The 21,875-nt window shown below is 45.4% G+C and carries 21 protein-coding genes; 7 read left to right on the top strand and 14 right to left on the bottom strand.

Annotated features, from left to right (window positions below; translation table 11 throughout):
* Nucleotides 1-10: 10 nt before the first annotated feature.
* From pepP to AOC21_RS08965, 3 genes are read right to left on the bottom strand one after another with little or no spacing between them, the layout of a single operon-like run.
* Entirely contained in the window at nt 11-1,378 is a 1,368-nt protein-coding gene (gene pepP, locus AOC21_RS08975; RefSeq protein WP_215391646.1) for a Xaa-Pro aminopeptidase, read from the bottom strand.
* Nucleotides 1,371-2,087, bottom strand: coding sequence for an N-acetylmuramate alpha-1-phosphate uridylyltransferase MurU (murU, locus tag AOC21_RS08970; protein WP_215392803.1), 717 nt, complete (start codon nt 2,085-2,087; stop codon nt 1,371-1,373). The genes pepP and murU overlap by 8 nt, the downstream gene beginning before the upstream one ends.
* 9 nt (nt 2,088-2,096) lie before the next feature.
* The gene (locus AOC21_RS08965; protein ID WP_215391645.1) at nt 2,097-3,098 is read right to left on the bottom strand and encodes an aminoglycoside phosphotransferase family protein; all 1,002 of its coding nucleotides are present in this window, start codon (nt 3,096-3,098) and stop codon (nt 2,097-2,099) included.
* 33 nt (nt 3,099-3,131) lie between these two features.
* Here AOC21_RS08965 and AOC21_RS08960 point away from each other — a divergent pair, with 33 nt between their 5' ends.
* From AOC21_RS08960 to rsmA, 4 genes are read left to right on the top strand one after another with little or no spacing between them, the layout of a single operon-like run.
* The gene (locus AOC21_RS08960) at nt 3,132-5,654 is read left to right on the top strand and encodes an LPS-assembly protein LptD (RefSeq protein ID WP_215391644.1); all 2,523 of its coding nucleotides are present in this window, start codon (nt 3,132-3,134) and stop codon (nt 5,652-5,654) included.
* A 32-nt stretch (nt 5,655-5,686) separates the two neighbouring features.
* A complete protein-coding gene (locus AOC21_RS08955; RefSeq protein WP_251371498.1) occupies nt 5,687-7,108 on the top strand; it encodes a peptidylprolyl isomerase in 1,422 nt (473 codons plus the stop codon).
* Entirely contained in the window at nt 7,080-8,087 is a 1,008-nt protein-coding gene (pdxA, locus tag AOC21_RS08950; protein ID WP_215391642.1) for a 4-hydroxythreonine-4-phosphate dehydrogenase PdxA, read from the top strand. The genes AOC21_RS08955 and pdxA overlap by 29 nt, the downstream gene beginning before the upstream one ends.
* Nucleotides 8,088-8,090: 3 nt before the next feature.
* On the top strand, nt 8,091-8,867 hold the full coding sequence (gene rsmA, locus AOC21_RS08945; RefSeq protein ID WP_215391641.1) for a 16S rRNA (adenine(1518)-N(6)/adenine(1519)-N(6))-dimethyltransferase RsmA: 777 nt from the start codon (nt 8,091-8,093) through the stop codon (nt 8,865-8,867).
* A 3-nt stretch (nt 8,868-8,870) separates the two neighbouring features.
* Here rsmA and AOC21_RS08940 read toward each other — a convergent pair whose 3' ends face one another.
* From AOC21_RS08940 to AOC21_RS08900, 9 genes are all read right to left on the bottom strand, one after another.
* A complete protein-coding gene (locus AOC21_RS08940; protein WP_215391640.1) occupies nt 8,871-9,605 on the bottom strand; it encodes a 1-acyl-sn-glycerol-3-phosphate acyltransferase in 735 nt (244 codons plus the stop codon).
* Between the two features lie 7 nt (nt 9,606-9,612).
* Nucleotides 9,613-10,185, bottom strand: a complete 573-nt coding sequence (gene gmhB / locus AOC21_RS08935) for a D-glycero-beta-D-manno-heptose 1,7-bisphosphate 7-phosphatase (protein WP_215391639.1) — start codon at nt 10,183-10,185, stop codon at nt 9,613-9,615.
* On the bottom strand, nt 10,182-12,320 hold the full coding sequence (gene glyS / locus AOC21_RS08930; protein ID WP_215391638.1) for a glycine--tRNA ligase subunit beta: 2,139 nt from the start codon (nt 12,318-12,320) through the stop codon (nt 10,182-10,184). Before glyS ends, gmhB begins: the two co-directional genes overlap by 4 nt.
* A 27-nt stretch (nt 12,321-12,347) precedes the next feature.
* The gene (glyQ, locus tag AOC21_RS08925) at nt 12,348-13,238 is read right to left on the bottom strand and encodes a glycine--tRNA ligase subunit alpha (RefSeq protein WP_215391637.1); all 891 of its coding nucleotides are present in this window, start codon (nt 13,236-13,238) and stop codon (nt 12,348-12,350) included.
* A 60-nt stretch (nt 13,239-13,298) separates the two neighbouring features.
* The gene (gene lnt / locus AOC21_RS08920; protein WP_215391636.1) at nt 13,299-14,801 is read right to left on the bottom strand and encodes an apolipoprotein N-acyltransferase; all 1,503 of its coding nucleotides are present in this window, start codon (nt 14,799-14,801) and stop codon (nt 13,299-13,301) included.
* Nucleotides 14,802-14,839: 38 nt separating this feature from the next.
* Nucleotides 14,840-15,679, bottom strand: a complete 840-nt coding sequence (locus AOC21_RS08915) for an HlyC/CorC family transporter (RefSeq protein WP_215391635.1) — start codon at nt 15,677-15,679, stop codon at nt 14,840-14,842.
* 30 nt (nt 15,680-15,709) lie between these two features.
* The gene (gene ybeY, locus AOC21_RS08910; protein ID WP_215391634.1) at nt 15,710-16,183 is read right to left on the bottom strand and encodes an rRNA maturation RNase YbeY; all 474 of its coding nucleotides are present in this window, start codon (nt 16,181-16,183) and stop codon (nt 15,710-15,712) included.
* Nucleotides 16,173-17,519, bottom strand: coding sequence for a tRNA (N6-isopentenyl adenosine(37)-C2)-methylthiotransferase MiaB (miaB, locus tag AOC21_RS08905; RefSeq protein WP_215391633.1), 1,347 nt, complete (start codon nt 17,517-17,519; stop codon nt 16,173-16,175). Before miaB ends, ybeY begins: the two co-directional genes overlap by 11 nt.
* A 66-nt stretch (nt 17,520-17,585) precedes the next feature.
* Complete coding sequence (locus tag AOC21_RS08900) at nt 17,586-18,848, bottom strand: putative Na+/H+ antiporter (protein WP_215391632.1); 1,263 nt, start codon at nt 18,846-18,848, stop codon at nt 17,586-17,588.
* A 58-nt stretch (nt 18,849-18,906) separates the two neighbouring features.
* Here AOC21_RS08900 and AOC21_RS08895 point away from each other — a divergent pair, with 58 nt between their 5' ends.
* On the top strand, nt 18,907-19,317 hold the full coding sequence (locus tag AOC21_RS08895; protein WP_215391631.1) for a rhodanese-like domain-containing protein: 411 nt from the start codon (nt 18,907-18,909) through the stop codon (nt 19,315-19,317).
* 46 nt (nt 19,318-19,363) lie between these two features.
* Entirely contained in the window at nt 19,364-19,753 is a 390-nt protein-coding gene (locus tag AOC21_RS08890) for an OsmC family protein (protein ID WP_215391630.1), read from the top strand.
* Between the two features lie 56 nt (nt 19,754-19,809).
* On the opposite strand, the gene AOC21_RS08885 is transcribed toward AOC21_RS08890, so the two are convergent.
* Nucleotides 19,810-20,097: a glycine zipper domain-containing protein gene (locus AOC21_RS08885; protein ID WP_215391629.1), complete on the bottom strand. Its 288-nt coding sequence runs from the start codon at nt 20,095-20,097 to the stop codon at nt 19,810-19,812.
* 46 nt (nt 20,098-20,143) lie between these two features.
* Complete coding sequence (locus AOC21_RS08880) at nt 20,144-20,506, bottom strand: Rap1a/Tai family immunity protein (protein ID WP_215391628.1); 363 nt, start codon at nt 20,504-20,506, stop codon at nt 20,144-20,146.
* Nucleotides 20,507-20,643: 137 nt separating this feature from the next.
* Here AOC21_RS08880 and AOC21_RS08875 point away from each other — a divergent pair, with 137 nt between their 5' ends.
* Nucleotides 20,644-21,846 carry an ammonium transporter gene (locus AOC21_RS08875; RefSeq protein WP_215391627.1) on the top strand — a complete coding sequence of 401 codons (1,203 nt, stop codon included), beginning with the start codon at nt 20,644-20,646 and terminating at the stop codon, nt 21,844-21,846.
* Nucleotides 21,847-21,875: the final 29 nt, after the last annotated feature.

Here is a 21,875-nt window from a genome sequence, read left to right as displayed (position 1 = left end):
TGGAATATCTTTAGGCGTTCTTCATGAGGGCTTCAATCTCATCAGCCTTGACAGGGACGCCACGAGAAATCAACTCACATCCGGAATCATTGAGAACTGCATCATCCTCAATGCGAATACCGATATTCCAAAATTTCTCATCGACATCCTCTGCCGGCCTGACATAGAGGCCAGGTTCAACCGTAATCACCATGCCGCTCTTCAATATGCGCCATGGCCTATCTTCACTAGATGAATCATGACTAACTTCACGATAAGAACCTACGTCATGCACATCCATTCCCAACCAATGTGAGGTGCGGTGCATATAAAAGCGACGATAAGCGCCAGTTTCAATGGCGTTATCGAGTGAACCCAGCTCTGTCAGCTTTAATAGCTTTTCATCTAGCAAGCCCTGGGTAAGTACTTTTAATGCTGCCTCATGGGGTTGCATAAAAGTATTGCCCGGTTTTGTCATCGCAATTGCGGCTTCTTGTGCCGCCAAAGTAATGTCATATAGAGCGCGTTGTGCCCCATGAAATTTGCCATTCACTGGAAAAGTTCTCGTGATATCAGATGCATACCCATCTAGCTCACAACCGGCATCAATCAGGCAAAGCTCACCACTGCGTAATTCAGTTGCGCCTGCACGGTAGTGAAGAATGCAGGAATTTGCACCACCAGCAACAATGCTGTTGTATGCCACACTTTGCGCACCACTGTTGCGAAACTCATGTAGCAATTCAGCCTCGAGTTGATATTCATGCATACCTGGTTTACAGATTTGCATGGCGCGGACATGCGCACGGGCAGAGATGGCAGCGGCACGCCGCATGATGTCAATTTCATGGACATCTTTAAATAAACGCATTTCATGAATTAATGCTTCAACATCATGAAACTCAGACGGTGGGTTTATTCCAGAGCGCGCTTGAGCTCGTACTTGTTTCATCCAGTGACGCAAGCGTCTATCGGCTTCAGCGCTTTCTGCTAGGCGGACATAGACAGAATCTTGATCGGCTAATAAAGTACCTAACTTTTCGTCTAATTCATGATTGCTGTGCGCATATTCAATACCCAAAGATTCTGGCGCAGCCTCCGGACCAAGACGAATACCATCCCAGATTTCCCGCTCAGGATCTTTAGGTCTGCAAAATAAGTGGGATTTAAGTTGATAGCTTTTTCCATCGCCTGAAACCTTCATTACTAGCGTGGCACCTGGCTCTTCAAAACCTGTTAAATAGTAGAAGTCACTATCGTGGCGATAAGGAAATTCACTATCACGGTTGCGAGCAAGTTCAGGCGCAGTAGAAACAACAGCGATACCTCCGCCAGTCTTAGCAAATATTTGCTTGGCTAATTGATTTCTGCGAAGCTGATAAATTTCCGTTTTATTCATATGCTGCATTAAGCTCTTGTAAGCGTTGTGGTGTACCTACATCGTGCCACGGACCGAGATATTTTTCACCAGACACTTTCTTTTGCTCCATGGCAGTTCTTAGTAAAGGCGCCAACTTAGCAGGAGCTCCAAATTCAAGGTCTTTAAATAGGTCTTTGTGATAAATCCCAATTCCTGAGAAGGTCAGTTTTTCAGTGCCAGCGGACCCTGTATTGGCGATCATTGAGCTCTGGAGGTAAAAATCACCCTCAGGGTGCTGTGTTGGGTTTGGGACCATCAATAAGTGGGCCAAAGGCTTACTGGGGTCCATGCGCATTTTGGATGCAGCTTCTAATAACCGGTCAATGGGCAAATCTGGACTAAAGACATCGCCATTGATCACTAGGAAATAGTCTTCAGGCGCAATGATAGGCAGTGCCTTACAAATTCCACCAGCAGTTTCTAGGGCTTTTCCTTCAGGGGAGTACTGAATGTGAAGGCCAAATTGCTTTCCATTCCCTATAGCTGCCTCAATTTTTTCGCCTAACCAGGCGTGATTAATCACAACCTCTTGAATATTTGCTTTTGCCAGCGCTTCTAAATGCCATACCAGCAAAGATTTATTCTGAATACTGAGCAAGGGTTTAGGTAGGGTGTCTGTAAGAGGGCGCATGCGCTCACCTCTGCCAGCAGCAAGCAAAAAACAAGGAATGAGATTGCTCTTGCTCATCATGATTGATTACGCTTTATTGATGCGAGTGGACTCAAGAATGCGGGCCAAGGGTTTTAGTTCAATGTAACGATTTGCGCAGGCAATCGCATACTCCAGAACCAGTGGAATATCTTTGAGGTAGCCATCTTTACCGTCGCGATGAAAGAGTCTAGCGAAGATGCCAAGAACCTTAAGATGTCGCTGCAATCCCATCCATTCAAAATCACGATAGAACTGTCCAAAATCATTGGGCATTGGCAGTCCAGCCTTACGACCTTCCTCCCAAAATTTAATCACCCAATCAATGATGCGCTCTTCTGGCCATGCAATATAAGCATCGCGCCACAATGAAGCAGCATCATAAGTAATGGGTCCATAAACTGCATCCTGAAAGTCGATGACTCCAGGATTATTTTTTTCTGTCAACATTAAATTACGTGAATGGTAATCACGATGAACATAGACTTTAGCCTGCGCTAGGTTATTTTCAATGATGAGCTCAAACGACTTTTTGAGCTGCTCTGTTTGTTGCTCGTTGAGTTCAATGTTGAGATGTTTCTTTAAATACCACTCAGGAAATAAATCCAACTCCCGCTGTAAAAGTGTTTCGTCATAGTTTGGTAATACATCAGGCTTGCTTGCCAATTGCATCAACACTAGCGCATGCGTTGCATCTTTATAGAGATGGTCCGCCGTTTCATGATTCAGTTCGGCTAGGTAGGTTTTTGTTCCTAAATCGTTTAGTAGCAAGAAGCCTTCCGCAAGATTCTGCTCGAGGATTTTTGGCACGTTCAAACCCGCTTCAGCGAGCAATAAATCGACCTTAATAAAGGCATCCAAAGGCTCATGTTGGGGAGGGGCATCCATTACGATAAAAGTCCCAAAATTGGGGTTTTTGGAGACAATTCGGAAATACCGCCGAAAGCTGGCATCAGCCGAGGCTGGCACCAAAGAGTCGAGATCTAATTGCCAGCTAGCTTCTAGGGCTTTTAGCCAGTTGCGAAGGGTGTTTAAGCGTGAGTCAGTCATGGTCGATTCGTATAATAAGGCGGGTCTGGATCTATGAGTCATTATCGCCGTCGCGCCGGCCTTTGCGCCCCTCTTTTTTTGCATGTAACCCTGCGCGTCATCATGGGGGTGGCATTGCTTCAGTTTGCCCTCTGCGGATGGGCTCAAGCACCCGCACCTTTACCTGCAAATACCCAGGCTGGATCGAATACCGTTTTATTGCCTGATCGCGGTAATGTCACTATTTTAAAGTTAGATGATCAGCTGCGGGTTGGTAAGCCCATCAATGATGGAGAGGCATTGACCTTTACATCAAGTGATTCTATTGATGGCGTAGTTGATCGCAAGATGAAGCTAAAGGGTCGCGCACAAATTCGTCGCAATGGTGGCGTTATTAAAGCCGATGAGATTATTTATGATCCCGATACTGATATCGCTGACCTCGTAGGTAACGCTGAGTTGAGTAAAGGTAATACAACTTTCAAAGGGCCGAAGGGAACTTTCAAAGTTGATGCGCGTGAAGGTGAAATGGAAACGCCTAGTTATGAATTTCGCGATACACGCGGAAATGGAACTGCAAAAAAACTCACTATTGAGAACACGGATATTTTTGTTTTCGATAAAGCGACCTACACCACATGTACACCGCAAAATATGGATTGGTATTTTTCAGCTAGTACCTTAGAAATTGATAATGAGCAAAAGGAGATGGTTGGTACGCATGGTGTGATGCGCTTCTTCGATGTGCCCATTGCTTACGTTCCTTATTTCACTGCACCAACTTCCAATCAACGACGTTCGGGTGTTTTGGCTCCCGTTATTGGCTATAACTCTAATAACGGTTTTGATATGACGCAGCCTTATTACGTCAATATCGCACCCAACAGGGATTTGCTGATTCTTCCGCGTTACATGAGTGAGCGTGGTGTGCAGATAGGTGCAAACTACCGTTATCTAGAGAGTAAATACAGCGGCACTTTGGCTGGAGATTATTTAGCGCACGACAATAAGACGGGTACCGATCGTTGGCGCTATGACTGGCAGCAGCGTCAGGTATTTAGCGGAGGTGTAGGTCCTGGCGGCATTCCAATGCCAGGATCTTGGTCAGGCTACGCAAACATGGCTCGTGTTTCGGATAATTTATATCCAACAGATTTCTCACAGAGTATTGCGGGAGCTATTACAAGTCAGTTCCGTCAAGAAGTAGGAACCACTAAAGGTTTGACCGGAAGCTTGAGTAACTGGGCGGTATCTGCAAGAGCATTAACGTTTCAAACTTTGCAACCCGATCCAACCAATATCGTTCAGGCGCCTTACAACGTATTGCCAAATATTACTGCCGCATATAACAACCGTCTTACTCCAGCAGTCGCTGATACCAGCGGAAAGTACGTTACCTTGCCTACTGGCCCAGCAACAACTTTTTCTGCTGATTACACGAGATTCTCTTACAACATTGCTGGTAACTTAGCGGCCACTGCTCCGGGTGTTTATAGCCAAGCGGATAGAACAGTGATTAAAGGTGCCATGGCTCTGCCGCAAGTTACTCCTGGTTATTACATCACTCCTAAGGTGAGCTTTCAGTCAAACACGTATAACGCCACGCCATTCGCAACAGGTGGAGCGCCAATTGCACAAGGCTTCACTATTCCAACCTTTAGTTTAGATTCTGGATTAGCGTTTGAAAGAGATGCTGCTGAGCTCAAAGGTTTCTATGGTCGAGATATGTTGTTAACTATGGAGCCACGTGCTTTCTATGTTTACACTCCATATAAAAATCAATCACAAACACCTTTATTTGATACTGCGGATGCAGGCTTTGGTGTTTCTCAAATCTTTAGTGAGAACACCTTCATTGGTAATGACCGGATTGCTGATAACAATGCCGCCACTCTTGGTTTAACAAGCCGCATGATCGAAGCCAATACTGGAGCAGAACGTGCTAACGTGACAGTTGCTCAAAAGCAGCAGTTTACTGGGCAGCGAGTTGGCTTGAACGGTACGATTGCCAGCCCCACCACTTATTCCGATACCTTGGGTTCGGGTTCGGTTCGCTTGCTCGGTAATTTCAGTGCGGATGTATTCGGTCAATACAACACCCAACTCAATCGCTTTGTGCAAACCACTGTTGGTGGCAGTTGGCGCCCAACGCAAGGTAGAAGTTTAAATTTCGGCTACCGCAATGTTTGGTCGCCACCAGTTCAAGCTTCTGTGCAAAATAATCAGCCGTTCGTGCCCTCATCTACCACTACGGATCAATACAATATTTCTGGACAATGGCCTATCACCCGGGAAGTATCTGTTTTAGGTCGCTGGGGATACGACGCCTTAACTACCAAGACCTTAAATACCTTGGTTGCATTGGAATGGAGTAGGGATTGCTGGACTTTCCGCGGGGCGTATTCTCAAGTCCTCAATACCTCTCAAATAACTACCACCCAGGTGCTCTTTCAGGTCGAATTTAGGGGCTTTGGTAGCGCTGGTAGCAATCCAGTTGATATCATGAAGTTAAATGTCCCTGGATATATGCCTACCTCTAAGCCTATACCACCTTCAACATACGAGAACTATCAATAATGCTTTGTATGAATCGTTTTAGAAAAATTAGTATGTTTGCCATTTTTCTTGGCCTTGGATTGTTTGCGAATATCGCATTTGCTCAAGATACGGCAAAGACAAATGCCATTGCGGAAGATAAGATTCGTAATATTGATGGTGTCGTAGCAGTAGTTAATACAGGTTTTGTAACGCGCAAGGAAATTGATGATCGAATTGCAGCGCTGAAAAAGCAGGGTGCAAAGTTGCCTGATGATGTCACATTACGTAAGGCAATTTTAGAAAGACTGATTTTAGAAAAAATTCAACTGCAAAATGCCGCGCAAGAAGGAGTAAAGGTTACCAATAAAGAGCTAGATAAAATTATTGAAGACATTGCTGCTAAAAACAAGTCAAGTTATGCAGAATTCAAAGCTAAAGTCATTGCAACAGGAAGCACATTTGAGCGCTATAGAGAGATGTTGCGTGACGATATCATTGTTACTCGCTATCGAGAACGAGAAGTTGAGGGTAAGCTCAAAATCTCAGATGCTGAGATAGATAACTTCATTGCTGAACGTACGCGAGCTATGGCATCAGGTGGCGCCCCAAGATCAACCCCGGCAGCCAAAGGCGAGTTAGAGGAGATTGATGTAGCTCAAATCTTTATTCCGGTTGATGCCGGTGCTGGAGCGGGCACTCAAGCTGAGGCCAAGAAGAAGGCAGATGCTTTATTGCGCGATGCGCGTGGAGATGTTGATTTCTTGCAGCTTGGTGCGATGGCGGCAAAAGAAAATCCAAAGATTAAATTTCAAGAGTTAGGGTACAGAACTCCTGATCGTTTACCGCAATTATTTTATGAAGCTATCCGTAATACTGGTAGTGGTCAGACTGCTAATGCGGTAGTGAAGAGTCCCGCTGGATACCATGTTCTGAAGGTTTTGGATCGTCGTGCGGCAGGCGCAAGCGCTCCCCAGCAGCAAGCTGCGGCACCGGATGCTGGATCCACCACCCCACAAAATATTCCTATTACTCAAACTCTCGCTCGTCATATTTTGCTAAGAAGTCGTGCAGGCTTGACTGATCAAGATGCCGAGAGACGTTTGCAAGGATTTCGTGATCAAATCCGCACTAAGACCGCAGACTTTTCTGAGCTTGCAAAAAAGTATTCTGAAGATGGTTCAGCCCCCAATGGCGGTGAGTTGGGCTGGATGGGGCCTGGAGATTTGGTTCCAGAGTTCGAACAAGCCATGAATCGTTTACAAATTGGTGAGGTTAGTAGCCCAGTTAAAACAGAATTTGGTTGGCATTTGATTCAGGTGCTTGAGCGTCGTGAAGGTCAGCTTACTGTTGAGAAGCAACGTCAATTTGCGCGTGCGGCTATCCGTGAGAGAAAGTTTGAACAAGCATATCAAGAATGGATGCGCGAGCTACGTGATAACGCAACAGTAAAAATTCTGAACTCAGATGATCCAGCAAGCAGCCCACCTCGTTAAGCTCGTTGTAAGTACCGGCGAACCTGCTGGTATTGGCCCAGAAGTTTCTTTAGCCGCATCGCTTGAGTTTTTGCGTGAGCATGCTGATGCTCAAATCACATTATTGGGCGATGTTCAATTATTAGCATTACCCAATCTAAGTCCAGAACTTTCTAGTCGACTGCAAGTACAGTCAATTGCGCTTGGGGCTCCTGTGGTTTCTGGAGTACTCAATTCGAGTAATTCTCAGTATGTTGTCAATATGCTGGATCAAGCCATCGATGGATGCCTGCAAGGGCACTTTGATGCCATGGTGACTGCACCTCTGCAGAAAAGCGTTATTAATGACGCTGGCACTCAATTTACAGGGCACACAGAGTATCTAGCACAGCGCTGCAATATTTCTCATGTGGTGATGATGTTGTGCGCATCATTGCCAAGTGGTTTTTTAGGGCTCAAGGCAGCAAGAGATTTAAGAGTTGCCCTAGTCACAACCCATCTTCCTTTAAAACAGATTCCGCAAGCACTGAGTTTTGATCTCATATTGGAAACAATTCAAATCGTTAACCAGGATTTGCAAAAGAAATTCGGAATTGCTGAGCCCCTTATTCGGATGGCGGGTTTAAACCCTCATGCAGGAGAGTCGGGTTACTTGGGGCGCGAAGAAATCGAAATCATTTCACCTGCAATTGAAGCTGCACAGAAGATGGGAATCCATGTCTCCGGTCCTTATCCAGGTGATACGATGTTTGACCCCGAAGCTGTTGCACAAGTAGATGCTTTCATTGCGATGTATCACGATCAAGGTTTGGCGCCATTTAAATTTGTAACTTTTGGCAATGGAGTGAATGTCACTCTGGGGCTACCCATCATTCGTACATCGGTAGATCATGGAACGGCCTTAGATATCGCCGGCAAAGGGATTGCAGACTCAGGTAGCATGCTTGAGGCTTTACGTTTAGCCTATCAACTAGCCGTAAATCAAAGAAAACAAAACTAATTCATGCACCGCGCTCGTAAACGATTTGGTCAAAACTTTCTGCAAGATAACGGGATTATTTATTCAATTGTTGCACTCATTAATCCCAGTGCAGATATGCACGTTATTGAGATCGGACCTGGTCTTGGTGCATTAACACTTCCCCTGCTTAGCAATTTAGATCAATTAGATCTTCTGGAGATTGATCGTGATTTGGTGGCTTTTTGGAACGAGAAAAATCTCAAAGGTCTTACGGTAATTGAGGGCGATGCTCTCAAGTTCGATTTCTTGGCATGGGCACAGAATCGCGCTACCAAGCAGGGTTTATGCAAGGTAGTAGGCAATCTGCCATACAACATCTCCTCCCCACTACTGTTTCATTTGGTAGCGGCCGCGAGTTATATTGATGAGCAGGTATTTATGTTGCAAGCCGAGGTAGTGGAGCGGATGGTTGCGAAAGCGGGAGGCTCTGACTTTAGTCGGCTATCAGTCATGCTCCAGGCCCGTTATGACATGGAGCTGGTATTGGAGGTTCCGCCGGAAGCATTTGATCCACAACCTAAAGTCAATTCTGCTGTTGTACGAATGATTCCGAGAAGAGACTTTGCGTTATCTTCTGCGCAGTGGAACTCTTTAGAGAAAGTGGTTGCTGCAGCCTTTTCCCAAAGAAGAAAAATGTTGCGGACTAACTTGAGTGCATTTGCCGATAGATTAAATTTGACTGAGGTGGAACTTAAGGCAAGAGCTCAAGACATTTCTGTTGATCGCTATATTGAGTGGGCTAAAGTTCTTGCCCTATAAAAATTATTTATAAGCGCTAGGATCAATCACCCGCATTTCAGCCTCAATCCAGCCTTCTACTTCTCTTTGCAGCTCTTCTGCTGACTTATTGGTTGAGCTAATGGCGGGCCCAATGGAGAAAATGACAGTGCCAGGTTGCTTGATAAAGCTATTCTTTGGCCAGCAGCGACCAGCGTTGTGCGCAATTGGAATCACTAAGGCATCTGTGGCACTTGCCAAGCGAGCGCCGCCCTTGCGATAGGGTTTGTTGGAGCCAATAGGCGTTCTGGTGCCTTCCGGAAAGAGCATGATCCACTTGCCTTCGCTCAAGCGTTTACGACCTTGAGTTGCTACGGAGTGAGCTGCGGTCTGCTTATTGGAACGATTGATGTGAATCATTTTTAGCAAGGCTAGCGCCCAACCAAAGAATGGAATCCAGAGTAACTCACGCTTAAAGACGAAGCAAAGTTGTTTTGGCAGTAATGCGATATAGGCAATTGTTTCGTAAGCGGATTGATGTTTGCTGAGGATGATGACGCGTTCATTGAGTACCGCCTGCATGTTTTCCATGCCGCGGATTTCATAATGAATTCCACACAGCGGCTTCAGTAGAGCAATAACAATTTTGTTCCAGAGTCCAATAAAGGTATAGCGGTTTTCTGGGCTCAAAAATGGGAAGGCGATCATGCACAACACCGACCAGATTGGCGTGAATATCACCAAAAATAAGGCAAAGAGAATGGATCGAATCATTTTCAAGATTGGTCTAGGCCTTATTTTCTAAAAGGGCGTTTGCAAATGCCAAAAGATCAGCATGAATTTGTGTTCCCTCTGGGAGTTTGCCTTTTGCAAGTGTCTTTTCTCCCTTGCCGGTAAGGACTAAATGCGGCGCAGCACCCAAGACCACTCCAGCCTCGAGGTCACGTAAAGAGTCACCCACTATAGGAACGCCTGTTAGTGGCTGAGTGCTACCTATCTTTTTATAACGTAACGCAATTTCCTTCATCATGCCGGGTGCAGGCTTGCGGCAATCACATTGATGTGAATCTTGATGAGGGCAAAAGAAAATACTATCGATACGACCACCTAGGGGTTTTAGTAAAGCATCCATCTTGTTATGCATTGCATGCAAATCGCCAATCGTGAAGAAACCCCTTGAGAGGCCAGATTGATTGGTAGCGATAGCAATTTGGTAGCCAGCTTGGTTTAGCAGGGCAATGGCTTCTAGGCTTCCTGGCAGTGGAATCCATTCATCTACTGACTTCACATAATCATCGCTATCTTCATTGATCACGCCATCGCGATCAAGAATAATTAATTTAGAGGAGCTAGTGCTCATGCTAATTTGCCGAGATCGGCAACGAGATTCATTTTCTGGTGAAGTTGTTGCAGAAGAGCTAAGCGGTTATCGCGTAGCTCGGGATTAGGGTCCATCACCATCACATCTGCAAAGAATTGATCAATTGGCCCGCTCAAGGCGACAAGCGCTTTCAAGAGTTCAACAAATTGACGTCTTTCATAGGCCGTATTGAGTGCGGGCGTGATCGCCTCTAAAGCTTTATGGAGTGAAGCCTCTGCTGGAATTTGCAGCAATGATGCCGAACAAGCTGCAGGAATAGCAGTAGTCGTTTTCTTCAAGATATTGCTAATACGCTTATTAGCGGCTGCGAGTTGGGCAGCTTCAGCGAGAGCATTAAATTCACGTAATGCAGTTAAGCGCTCAATTAAATCGTTAATTTGCCCTGGATCCTGACTGAGAACGGCATCAATCTCTGCGCTAGTAAAAGCTTTTCCCGCAACCGATTGATCGCGCAAATAGGCGCGCAGGCGATCAATGATGAAGGCGTAGATATCAGTAGCCTTTGCCTTCTCTTGAACATCGACTTGTGGAAATTGAGCACGAGCTAACTCAATTAGTTCAGGCAAATTGAGTGAAAGATTTTTTTCTAAGAGCAAGCGGCAGATACCTAGTGCGTGACGACGTAATGCATATGGGTCTTTATCACCAGTAGGGGCAAGGCCAACTCCCCAGATGCCAACCAGTGTTTCTAGTTTGTCAGCAATGGCCAAGATCGTGCCAGTTTGAGTTTGCGGCAGCGCATCGCCTGCAAATCTCGGCATATAGTGTTCGCTGCATGCGCTGGCAACATCTGGATTCTCACCATCATGGGTAGCGTAGTAGCGCCCCATAATTCCTTGTAGCTCTGGAAACTCACCAACCATGTCAGTTAACAAGTCTGTTTTAGCAATTTCTGCAGCACGTGCAGCGAGCTTTTCATCGGCACCCAATTTCTTGGCAATCCCAAGGGCTAGTCCTTGAACGCGCTTCATGCGATCTAATTGGTTGCCTAGTTGGTTGTGATAAACCACCTTACCTAAATCAGCCACGCGGGAAGCTAATGGACGTTTCTGATCTTGCTGGAAAAAGAAGCGAGCATCCGATAGGCGTGGGCGGACAACGCGCTCGTTACCGGAAATGATGGCATTCGGTTTGTTAGTTTCGATATTGGAAACAATCAAAAAGCGATTCCGTAACTTGCCTTGCTTATCGGTTAGCGCAAAGTATTTTTGATTAGTCTGCATTGTCAGAATTAAGCACTCTTGCGGTACTTCCAAGAACTCTTCATCAAAATGACACTCATAAATAGCGGGCCACTCAACTAGGGCCGTTACTTCATCTAGAAGGCTTTCGGGCATCAGAACTAAATCGTCGCCTGCCGCCTTTAATAGGGCAGTTTCAATTTTTGCGCGACGTTGATTAAAGCTGGGAATAATCTTTGCCTGAGATTGCAAGTCTGAATCGTATTGATCGGCACTATTAATCGTGACATTACCCGGAGCCAGGAAACGATGACCTTCAGTTTGATTGGCTGCATCAACGCCTAGAGCGCTGATATTTAAAGTCGTATTGCCATGAAGGGCAATGATGCGGTGAGCAGGGCGGGCAAATTGCACATCGGCTAGTTGGCCATTCTTCTGCAGCACTTGATAGTGCATCATTTTTGCAATCGGCAACTTACTCAGTGTTTGCTCAAGCGCGGATTGTGCAGTTTGCTCAAGTGCAGCGCCTTTGGCGATGACATTGAGATACAAAGCTTCATTTTTACCTTCGCCCGCTTTTTCTAGAGTGGCAAGATCCACATCTGCATACCCAAGGGCGCTTAATTTTTTGAGTAGTGGTGGAGTCGCTTTACCTTCAGCATCAAATGCAATACTGGTGGGCAGTAATTTTTCCCGCACTGGAAAGTCTGGCGCTAGATCAAGTACACCAGTTACTTGAACGGCTAAACGGCGCGGTGTAGCAAAGCCAGTTGCATTAGATAACTCAGTTGCGAGACCTGCTGATTTAAGTGCCGCAAAGATACCTTCGTTAAATGCATCGCCCAAACGACGCAATGATTTAGGTGGTAGCTCTTCGGTAAAGACCTCAATCAATAAAGTCGCAGATTGAGGTTTTGAATTGGATGTGCTCATAGATAGAATGCGGAAATCTCGATGCGCTTAAGCCTGAGCTTTAGCTTGACGTTGACACATTGGGAAGCCCAGTTTTTCTCTAGACTCAAAGTAGGCTTGAGCAACCGCGCGAGAAAGGTTGCGAATGCGGCCGATATAGGCTGCACGCTCAGTTACTGAGATGGCGCCACGCGCATCCAACAAGTTAAATGTGTGGGCAGCTTTCAGAACCATTTCATAGGCAGGTAGCGCTAATGGGACCTCCATCAAGCGCTTGGCTTCACTTTCATAGTTCGTGAAGTTAGCAAAGAGTAGATCGGCATTAGAGTGCTCGAAGTTATAGCAAGATTGTTCCACTTCATTTTGGTGATACACATCACCATAAGAAATACCATCAGCCCAAACTAAGTCATATACGTTTGAACAGTTTTGGATATACATTGCCAAACGTTCGATACCGTATGTGATCTCGCCAAGGACGGGTTTGCAATCTAAGCCACCAACTTGTTGGAAGTAGGTGAACTGTGTCACTTCCATGCCGTTAAGCCAAACTTCCCAGCCCAGACCCCAAGCACCAAGTGTTGGATTTTCCCAGTCATCCTCTACAAAGCGAACATCATTTTCTTTGAGGTCTAAACCTAAGGCTGCAAGAGAGCCAAGATAGAGATCGAGAATATTTTCTGGGGCTGGTTTGAGAACTACTTGATATTGGTAGTAGTGCTGCAAACGATTTGGGTTCTCACCATAGCGACCATCTTTTGGTCGGCGGGATGGCTGCACGTAGGCTGCCTTCCACGGCTCAGGACCAATGGCGCGCAGGAAGGTTGCGGTATGAGATGTACCGGCACCAACCTCGAGGTCGATAGGTTGCAATAGGGCACAACCTTGTTGGTCCCAATAATCTTGTAGTTTGAGAATGATTTGCTGAAAAGTAAGCATGATTAACCTGGCTAAGCCGTTGATTTTACATGGCTAGAGCAGTCTAGAGTTAAAAAATGCTTAAAAACGTCTGTGACGAATCAAGCCCCAGAGCAGTAGCAGGCAAGAAAGACCCAAAATTGGTACATTGCCCCAAATTACATATGGCGTTTTGCCGGAATAGGCCTGAACCTGTGTGCTCAGTGTGGCTTGAGTAAATTCTGGGAGCGATTTGAGCACTTTGCCATCGGGCCCAAGAACTGCAGTAATCCCTGTATTGGTCGCACGTAAGGCAGGAAGTCCAGTTTCTAGTGAGCGCAGTTGTGAAAGGCGGAGTTGCTGAGTAGATGCTTGGGATTCGCCAAACCAGGCAAGATTAGTCATGTTAATCAGCAGGTTGACTGGCTTATCACTGTGTTGAATACGAGAAGCTAGCTCACCCCCAAAGACATCTTCATAACAAATCGTAATGGCCGCATGAATATCTTCCTGATCTTTGCGCGCAATCGTAAAGGGCGATTGATCTAATCTTCCTCTAGCAAAGTCACTCATGGGTACATGAAATGCTTTGACGAACCACTGAAAGCCGGGGGGGATAAATTCTCCGAAGGGGACGAGATGGGCTTTATCGTATTGATAAGGAGTTGTGTTTGGGGAAAGCCCTGTTGCGCGATTCGAGTACTGCATACCAGTCTCACCAGGTACTTCGCCAATGACGCCAACTAGGATGTTGCTACCACTTTTATTGGAAAAGTTTTGTAAGTAATCGAATAAGCCGATTGGCAAATGCGGAAGCGGCCATGGAAAGGCGGTCTCGGGAATGATGATGAGATTAGCAAGCTCTTTAGTAATTTCCCCTGCATAGAAATCAATTTGCTTGCCAATAGCCTGAGGATTAAATTTAAGACTTTGTTCAAAATTGCCTTGTATAAGACGAACACTAATAGGTTCTCCAGTCGGCTTTGTGAATGTAAATAAACCAGCAAGCTGTGAGGTAGCAATCACCAACACAATCAAAAGAGCGCTAGAAACTACGTGCTTGCGCAGTTGGTAAATCTCCCAAGAAGTCCATACTGCCAAGAAGGTGCATCCCAGGCCACCAAAGAAAGGCGCTACTGGCGCAAATGGGCCATTGAATTGGTTTTCAGCAAAGCCCATCCAAGGAAAGCCAGTAAAGATATAGCCCCGTAGAAATTCAGCAAGAACCCAGCTTGACGCCAAGAGTAAGCCAGACAAACGATTCTTTTTAAATAGTGGAATTGCTAATGTAGCTAACGAAAAATAGAGTGCCACATAAGCTGAGAGTAGAAATACTCCCATACAAGCAAGTGCTGCATTCATACCGCCAACATCGTGCAGGCTGATGTAAAGCCACCACAGGCCGATAACAAAATAGCCGATTCCGAATGAGAGGCCTAAGGCAAATTGTTTTTTAAATGAAGCAGGAGTCTGAGGATCAAGACGCCACCAGAGAATGCTTAAAAGAGGAATTTGAATCCAGCCGCCAAAGGGAAGCTCAGCTGTTGCTGCAAGAATTGCACCCAACAAAAATAAAGCTAGGACTGGAAAGATTTTGATACTCATGCGGGTTTGAGAAGGGCGCCGATCAAACAATGTGAATCTCAGTCAGATTTTTTATTGTTTTGTCGCGCAAGCAAAATATGAATTTGCCTAGGATCCGCTCGTTGCACTTCGAATTCAATTCCGTCAATTTCAATAAGCTCACCCATCTTGGGGACGCGGCCTAAATGCTGAATTACCAGGCCTGCAACGGTTTCGATATCCTCAACCTCAAAATGCGTGCCAAGCGTTTCATTGAATTGCTCAAGTTCAGTAATGCCCTTGACGCGAATATCACCATTATCTAAGGCAATCAGATTATCAGCTTCTTCATCAACATCATGCTCGTCCTCAATATCACCAACGATTTGTTCAAGCACATCTTCGATCGTAATAATTCCTGCTACGCCGCTATATTCATCCACGACTATGGCCAAGTGATTGCGATTGTCTTTAAAGTCTCTCAATAAGACGCTGAGACGTTTAGATTCCGGAATAAATACTGCGGGACGCAACCAATCTCTGACTTGAAAATCTTTTTCTGTGGCATGGCGTAATAAATCTTTGGCCAACAAAATACCGATGACATTATCTTTGCTGCCCTCAAACACTGGAAAGCGTGAGTGTGCTGCATCGATTACATTCTGAATGATTTCAGAAAGAGGATGGCCAATATCGATCCAGTCAATTTGGGCGCGGGGCACTAAGATGTCGCGAGCACACAGCTGGCCTACTTGAAAAACTCCCTCAATCATTGAGAGCGCGTCAGCGTCTATCAATCCCTCGGTTTGTGCCTCACGAAGCGTCTCAATGAGTTCTTGACGACGTTGACTAGGTTCCGTTGGCTGAGGCGTTAAAAAATCAGCTAAACGATCTAAAAGGGATTTGTTGGGGTCAGGCATATAGCAAGAATAGCGTAGAAATAAGACAAATTAGGAATAGGGGTTAGTAAAGCCTAATTTTTCTAGAATTTCGATTTCCAGGGACTCCATTTTTTTGGCATCACGGCTGACTTCATGGTCATGGCCTTGTGCATGAAGACAGCCATGCACAACTAAGTGGGCCAAATGGGCTTTCAGTGATTTGTTTTGTTCTTTAGCTTCCTTTTGAAGCACCGGCAGACAAAAAATAATATCCGTTGCTAAAGTGTTTTTTGAAAGCGCATAAGCAAAAGTTAAAACATTGGTAGCGTAATCTTTTTGACGATAAGCAAAGTTCAACTTTTTACCTTCTGCGGCATTAACAAAACGCAAGGTAACTAAGCCGCTAAGGGGTGTAGCATTCTTCACCCATTTTTTTAGCGCTGCAGAAGCAGCGGCTTTATTAATACTAGCCTCAATTGCGGGGCTGGCATATTGCAGATCAATTACCAGCTTAGGCGAACTTACTTTCACTTTAGTAGACATGAGCTTCCACTAATTCGCCTCTAAGGGTGTAGTTAAGAACTTCAGTGATGCGAATATCAACCATCTGACCAATGAGATCCTCAATATTTTGATCTGGTGCCGTGAAGTGAATGACGCGATTATTTTCAGCGCGACCTTGCAAATTAACACCATCTTTTGCTAGACCTTCAATCAGCACTCTTTCAGTATTGCCCAACATTTTTTGGCTAATTTCATTCGCTTGCCCTTCAACCAATGCTAATAGTGTTTGCAAGCGCTTAAGCTTGACTTCATAGGGCGTGTCATCACTGAGATTGGCTGCTGGGGTACCGGGGCGCGGACTAAAGATAAAGCAAAAGCTATTATCAAAATTGAGTTCTTTCACCATCTTGAGTAGCTTCTCAAAGTCGGCTTCAGTTTCACCGGGGAAGCCCACAATGAAGTCGCTCGATAGAGTTAGGTCGGGACGAACAGCACGCATTTTGCGAATAATGCTTTTGAACTCTAATGCCGTATAGCCGCGCTTCATTGCAGAGAGCATGACATCTGATCCATGCTGGACCGGCAGGTGTAGATGACTCACAAGCTTCGGCACTTTGGCATAGACATCAATGAGGCGTTGCGTGAATTCTTTAGGGTGGCTAGTAGTAAAGCGAATGCGCTCAACACCAGGAATTTCTGCGATGTACTCAATGAGAAGAGCAAAGTCAGCAATCTCTTCGGTATCACCCATCTTGCCCACATAAGCATTGACGTTTTGACCAAGCAGAACAATTTCTTTAACGCCTTTGCTAGCAAGTCCAGCTACTTCGGTGAGCACATCATCGAATGGTCTTGAGACCTCTTCACCGCGCGTGTAAGGAACAACACAATAGCTGCAATATTTAGAGCAGCCTTCCATGATGGAAACGTAAGCTGAGCCGCGGGTTTGGCGTGAAGCAGGCAAGTGATCAAACTTTTCAATCTCTGGAAAAGAGATATCCACCTGTGAAATGCCAGTTTTACGTCGCTCTGCAATAAGGTCGGATAAGCGATGAAGTGTTTGAGGCCCAAATACAACATCAACATAAGGCGCGCGACTAACAATCTGTTGGCCTTCTTGACTGGCTACGCATCCACCAACCCCGATGAGTAAGTCGGGATTTTTTTTCTTTAGCTCGCGTAGGCGACCTAAATCTGAAAAAACTTTGTCTTCTGCTTTTTCGCGGATAGAGCAGGTATTGAGAAGAACAACATCGGCGTCTTCAGGCCGATCTGTCATGACCATGCCTTCATCGGCATGGAGGAGGTCTGCCATTTTTCCCGAGTCGTACTCGTTCATTTGACAGCCGAAGGTTTTGATATAGAGCTTTTTCATATGCCGTTCTCAGGTTTATAGCTGGGGGCGAAGCTCAGATTTTACTGCCTAAGCACTAAAGAGGGCTTAGAGAAGTCGATAAGCCAGAATTGCCACAATAGTGGGTGGAATAGCGGCAACGAGTAAATATAGGGCTGAAACCGTATGCCCTGGAAAGTGGCCGCGTAAGATTGCAATACCTGCAGGGTTAGGCGCATTGGCGATCACTGTTAGTCCACCACCCGCAACCGCGCCACCTACTAAAGCTAGCTTGAATTCTGGAGAAGTGCCAGTTACCAATGACCCTAAATAAGTAAGAGCGGCATTGTCAGTAAAGGCAGTTAGAACAAGGCTGCCATAAAAGACTACTGTAGGACTCATCATTTCGAGAATTGGTTGTAGCCACCAGCCCTGTAATGCGCCCAATACGACTAAGCCACCCAAGAAGAATCCTACCAAGAGCGCCTCTTTCAGAATCAGAGGACTTTGATGTTTGGGGTAGGCCGTGGTGTAACCAATAAAGAACAGCAGGATCCACATAAAAATAATTGGATCATGTGCGAAGAAAACGACTCCAAACAGGAACAGCAGATGCATCAAGATCACTGCCAATGGAATCTTTACCTCTTTTTTATTGTCATTAGGCTCAATGAGTTGACGATGAAATAGTAATGTTGCTGCGAGAGCATTAATAAAAATCGCAATACAAGACTCTACGCCAAAGTTGCTAAACATAAATGCTGAACTCCATCCCCAGGTGGAGGCCACCATGAGTACAGGAGGAGCTGCAAAGTTAGTGAGCGTGCCACCGATTGAAATATTGACAAACAAAACACCGAGTGTTCCAAACAATAACGCTTTAGAGCATTGATGACGATAGACAAGATCGCGCAATAAAAAAGCAGCCAGGGTCATCGCTGCAGGCTCGGTAATTAAAGAGCCTAACAGTGGCGTGGCCCCGAGGGTTAAAAAATATAAGGCGGGGGCGCTTCGGATGCGGAATACATTTTGCAGAACATTGGCGAGTACATGCAAAATTTGGGTAGAAAAATAAAGAACAGGCTTTGTACCAGCCACAATCATGATGGCGAAGACAAAGAGTGGTTCCGTGTAATTGCGTCCATTTAAAAAGTCTTTGGCAGAGCTCAAGTCATCGTAAAAAGAAATAAAAATAACTAGGACGGCCGCCCAAAAGCCAAAAACAATTTCCACTTCGCCAAGAAGATGCCATAAGCCAGCATGTCGTGGTGACTTTTTGGCGAGAGATTCAAAATATCCTGCGCAAAAGGTGTGCAAAACAGCGATTGCAAAAATAACGCTTGCGACAAGCTCTGTGGGGGTAAAGTTCATAGCAGAATGGTAGCAGGTGCGTGAGATGATTTTGACATTGTTAATTTAGGAGATTTTGGTGAAATTAAAGATTGGGCATCAAGAGCTCATCCAGAATGCGATGGCTGAAATTGAGACGCTACCCTTAGAAAAGGCAGGGGAATTATTGGTCGACTCAAATGTAGTCTTTGTGGATATTCGTGACGTGCGTGAATTAGAGCGAGAAGGCATGATTCCAAACGCGCTGCATGCCCCAAGGGGAATGCTGGAATTTTGGGTTGATCCCGATAGCCCGTATTACAAACCCATATTTGGTGAAGGAAAGAAGCTAGTTTTGTACTGTGCCTCAGCTTGGCGTTCAGCCTTGGCCACGCAAACACTTCAGAGAATGGGTGTGCCCAATATTTGTCACTTAGAAGGTGGCTTTAGCGCCTGGAAGAAAGCGCAGTTGCCTACTGCAGAAAAAGCAGGGAAATCCCATTCCGGTTAAAGTCATTCTGTCATTTAATGTATTGAAATAATTTATTAGGATCTTTATGAGAAAAGTAGTCTCCCAGTTTGGCCAAGGCCCACTTCAGCAGAAATTGACCGCAGGTGATTTACATTTTCTGGCTGATGCAGAAATTTCTAAAGGGGGTTCCGGAACTGGTCCGAGTCCTCACGAGTATCTTGGCGCTGCTTTGGCGGCTTGTACCTCAATGACTTTAAAGATGTACGCAGGCCGCAAAGAAATGAAACTAGAAAATGCAATGGTGACGGTGGATATTGAGAGAGTTGATGATGTTGAAACATTCTCTCGTGAGATTCAATTGATGGGTCATTTGAGTGCAGAAGAAAAAGAGCGCCTGCTAGAGATAGCAAACAAATGCCCAATACATAAAGCATTGGCTGGCCAGATCCAAATAAAAACCCAGCTGGTAAATTAATACGAGCTGGGTTTGGTGTTGCTGTACTAAGGTCTTAGTAGACCTAGCGGCAAAGCTTAGTTTGGAGCTTGGGCTGGCTGATTATTTTTTCCGGCGTTATAGCCAGAGTTGTAATTAGAAGCTTCATTTTTCTTGTAAGCATCATAGACATAACCTGATGCTGCGCCAACTGCTGCACCACCAACCGCTCCCCAAATAGGGTTGCCGTGGAAGATTGCTGTTCCAACAGCGCCAGCAGCTGCGCCTATGCTTGCGCCTGAAAGTGTGCGTTGCTCAGTGTTGCTCATATTTGAGCAACCAGCGATTGCTAAAGTTGCTGCGGTAATTGCGATAATTTTTTTCATCTCAACTGATCCTTTAAATGTTTATTCGTTTGGCTAAGTTGCTAAATTATTTTCTGGCGCAAGGAAAGCGTGATGCTAAGAAGCCCAAGAAAACACCTGCAGCTGGTTTGTCGGCAATTTGTGAGTTGCTTTGCGCAAATTTCACGAAATCACTAATGACTTCATCGCGCGCTGGAGCTGGTTGCTTCACACAAATAAATGGCTTCGCACGTTGTGGGTGGCGGGTTGCTAAATAGGTGTCGTATACGGAGGTGGTAAAGCCAATGCAAAAACTACGTGATTCTGGGCTTGCAGGGAGTTTGCAAACATTAACGAGTTCTTGAGTGCTCAATACTTTGATAGTTTCTTGTGCTTGAGCCAGGCCAGAAAATGCAGCCAAAGCAGCCAATGCAGCGAGTATTTTTTTCATGGGTTCTCCCTTAGGTGTATGTAAAAACGATGATAAACCATAAATAAGCCCTATTAATGCACTAAATAAGTGCATATTGCACTTATATGGGTTTTTATATTCCCCATAATGATGCAAAAAATAAGAGGGGAAAATTCATGGAAACTTTGAAGTCAGGTAGTGATGCTTTATTTATCTTGCTCGGCGCCATTATGGTTCTTGCTATGCATGCGGGCTTTGCGTTCTTGGAATTGGGAACGGTTCGCAAGAAAAACCAAGTCAATGCATTAGTAAAAATCTTGGTGGACTTTGCGGTCTCAACTATTGCGTATTTCTTTATTGGTTACAGCATTGCTTATGGCGTGAACTTTTTCTCTGGCGCAGAGTTATTGGCTGAGAAAAATGGCTATGAGTTAGTGAAGTTTTTCTTCCTACTCACTTTTGCTGCTGCTATTCCGGCCATTATTTCGGGTGGCATTGCAGAGCGCGCTAAATTTAATCCACAGTTAATTGCTACTTTTGTATTGGTAGGCTTTGTGTATCCCTTCTTCGAGGGTATTGCGTGGAATCAGCACTACGGCATTCAAGCGTGGATCAAAGGTTTCACTGGCGAAGAATTTCATGATTTTGCAGGGTCAGTTGTTGTGCATGCGGTAGGTGGCTGGATTGCCTTGCCTGCAGTCATTCTGCTAGGCGCACGTCGTGGTCGTTACACCAAAGAGGGCCAAATCTCTGCTCATCCACCATCAAGCATTCCTTTCTTGGCTTTGGGGGCTTGGATCTTGGCGGTAGGTTGGTTTGGCTTCAATGTGATGAGTGCACAAACGATTGACAAGATCAGTGGCTTAGTTGCGATGAACTCACTGATGGCAATGGTTGGTGGAACATTAGCTGCTTGGGTGGTTGGTCGTAATGATCCTGGCTTTACTTACAACGGTCCACTTGCTGGTTTGGTTGCAGTGTGTGCGGGCTCGGACCTAATGCATCCTTTAGGAGCATTGTTTGTTGGTTTAGTTGCCGGCGCTTTATTTGTTTATATGTTCACCTTGGTCCAAAACCGCTGGAAGATTGATGATGTTCTCGGCGTTTGGCCTTTGCATGGGTTATGTGGTCTCTGGGGTGGATTGGCCGCAGGCATCTTTGGAACTAAGGCACTTGGTGGAATTGGTGGCGTGACTTTTATTGGTCAACTCATTGGCAGTGCCTTGGGCGTTGGCATTGCACTAATCGGCGGGATTGTTGTCTATGGCACCCTGAAAGCAATCTTGGGTCTTCGGATGTCGCAAGAAGAAGAATACGAAGGTGCGGATTTAAGTGTGCATCGTATTTCTTCAACCCCTGATCGCGAGCCAAACTGGTAATTCACTTTTAGTGCATAGTGATTCAACTG

This window comes from Polynucleobacter sp. VK25, assembly GCF_018687355.1.
GTDB lineage: Bacteria > Pseudomonadota > Gammaproteobacteria > Burkholderiales > Burkholderiaceae > Polynucleobacter.
This window is presented reverse-complemented; position numbering and strand designations above follow the sequence as displayed.

What these genes read in the sequence shown, in the direction of transcription:
- AOC21_RS08965 (WP_215391645.1), bottom strand. Translation starts at nt 3,098, where the DNA reads ATGACTGACTCACGCTTAAACACCCTTCGCAACTGGCTAAAAGCCCTA.
- gmhB (WP_215391639.1), bottom strand. Translation starts at nt 10,185, where the DNA reads ATGAGCACTAGCTCCTCTAAATTAATTATTCTTGATCGCGATGGCGTG.
- AOC21_RS08900 (WP_215391632.1), bottom strand. Translation starts at nt 18,848, where the DNA reads ATGAACTTTACCCCCACAGAGCTTGTCGCAAGCGTTATTTTTGCAATC.
- AOC21_RS08955 (WP_251371498.1), top strand. Translation starts at nt 5,687, where the DNA reads ATGTTTGCCATTTTTCTTGGCCTTGGATTGTTTGCGAATATCGCATTT.
- miaB (WP_215391633.1), bottom strand. Translation starts at nt 17,519, where the DNA reads ATGAAAAAGCTCTATATCAAAACCTTCGGCTGTCAAATGAACGAGTAC.
- pdxA (WP_215391642.1), top strand. Translation starts at nt 7,080, where the DNA reads ATGATCCAGCAAGCAGCCCACCTCGTTAAGCTCGTTGTAAGTACCGGC.
- pepP (WP_215391646.1), bottom strand. Translation starts at nt 1,378, where the DNA reads ATGAATAAAACGGAAATTTATCAGCTTCGCAGAAATCAATTAGCCAAG.
- ybeY (WP_215391634.1), bottom strand. Translation starts at nt 16,183, where the DNA reads ATGTCTACTAAAGTGAAAGTAAGTTCGCCTAAGCTGGTAATTGATCTG.
- AOC21_RS08875 (WP_215391627.1), top strand. Translation starts at nt 20,644, where the DNA reads ATGGAAACTTTGAAGTCAGGTAGTGATGCTTTATTTATCTTGCTCGGC.
- AOC21_RS08890 (WP_215391630.1), top strand. Translation starts at nt 19,364, where the DNA reads ATGAGAAAAGTAGTCTCCCAGTTTGGCCAAGGCCCACTTCAGCAGAAA.
- rsmA (WP_215391641.1), top strand. Translation starts at nt 8,091, where the DNA reads ATGCACCGCGCTCGTAAACGATTTGGTCAAAACTTTCTGCAAGATAAC.
- AOC21_RS08880 (WP_215391628.1), bottom strand. Translation starts at nt 20,506, where the DNA reads ATGAAAAAAATACTCGCTGCATTGGCTGCTTTGGCTGCATTTTCTGGC.
- glyS (WP_215391638.1), bottom strand. Translation starts at nt 12,320, where the DNA reads ATGAGCACATCCAATTCAAAACCTCAATCTGCGACTTTATTGATTGAG.
- lnt (WP_215391636.1), bottom strand. Translation starts at nt 14,801, where the DNA reads ATGAGTATCAAAATCTTTCCAGTCCTAGCTTTATTTTTGTTGGGTGCA.
- AOC21_RS08915 (WP_215391635.1), bottom strand. Translation starts at nt 15,679, where the DNA reads ATGCCTGACCCCAACAAATCCCTTTTAGATCGTTTAGCTGATTTTTTA.
- murU (WP_215392803.1), bottom strand. Translation starts at nt 2,087, where the DNA reads ATGAGCAAGAGCAATCTCATTCCTTGTTTTTTGCTTGCTGCTGGCAGA.
- AOC21_RS08885 (WP_215391629.1), bottom strand. Translation starts at nt 20,097, where the DNA reads ATGAAAAAAATTATCGCAATTACCGCAGCAACTTTAGCAATCGCTGGT.
- AOC21_RS08960 (WP_215391644.1), top strand. Translation starts at nt 3,132, where the DNA reads ATGAGTCATTATCGCCGTCGCGCCGGCCTTTGCGCCCCTCTTTTTTTG.
- glyQ (WP_215391637.1), bottom strand. Translation starts at nt 13,238, where the DNA reads ATGCTTACTTTTCAGCAAATCATTCTCAAACTACAAGATTATTGGGAC.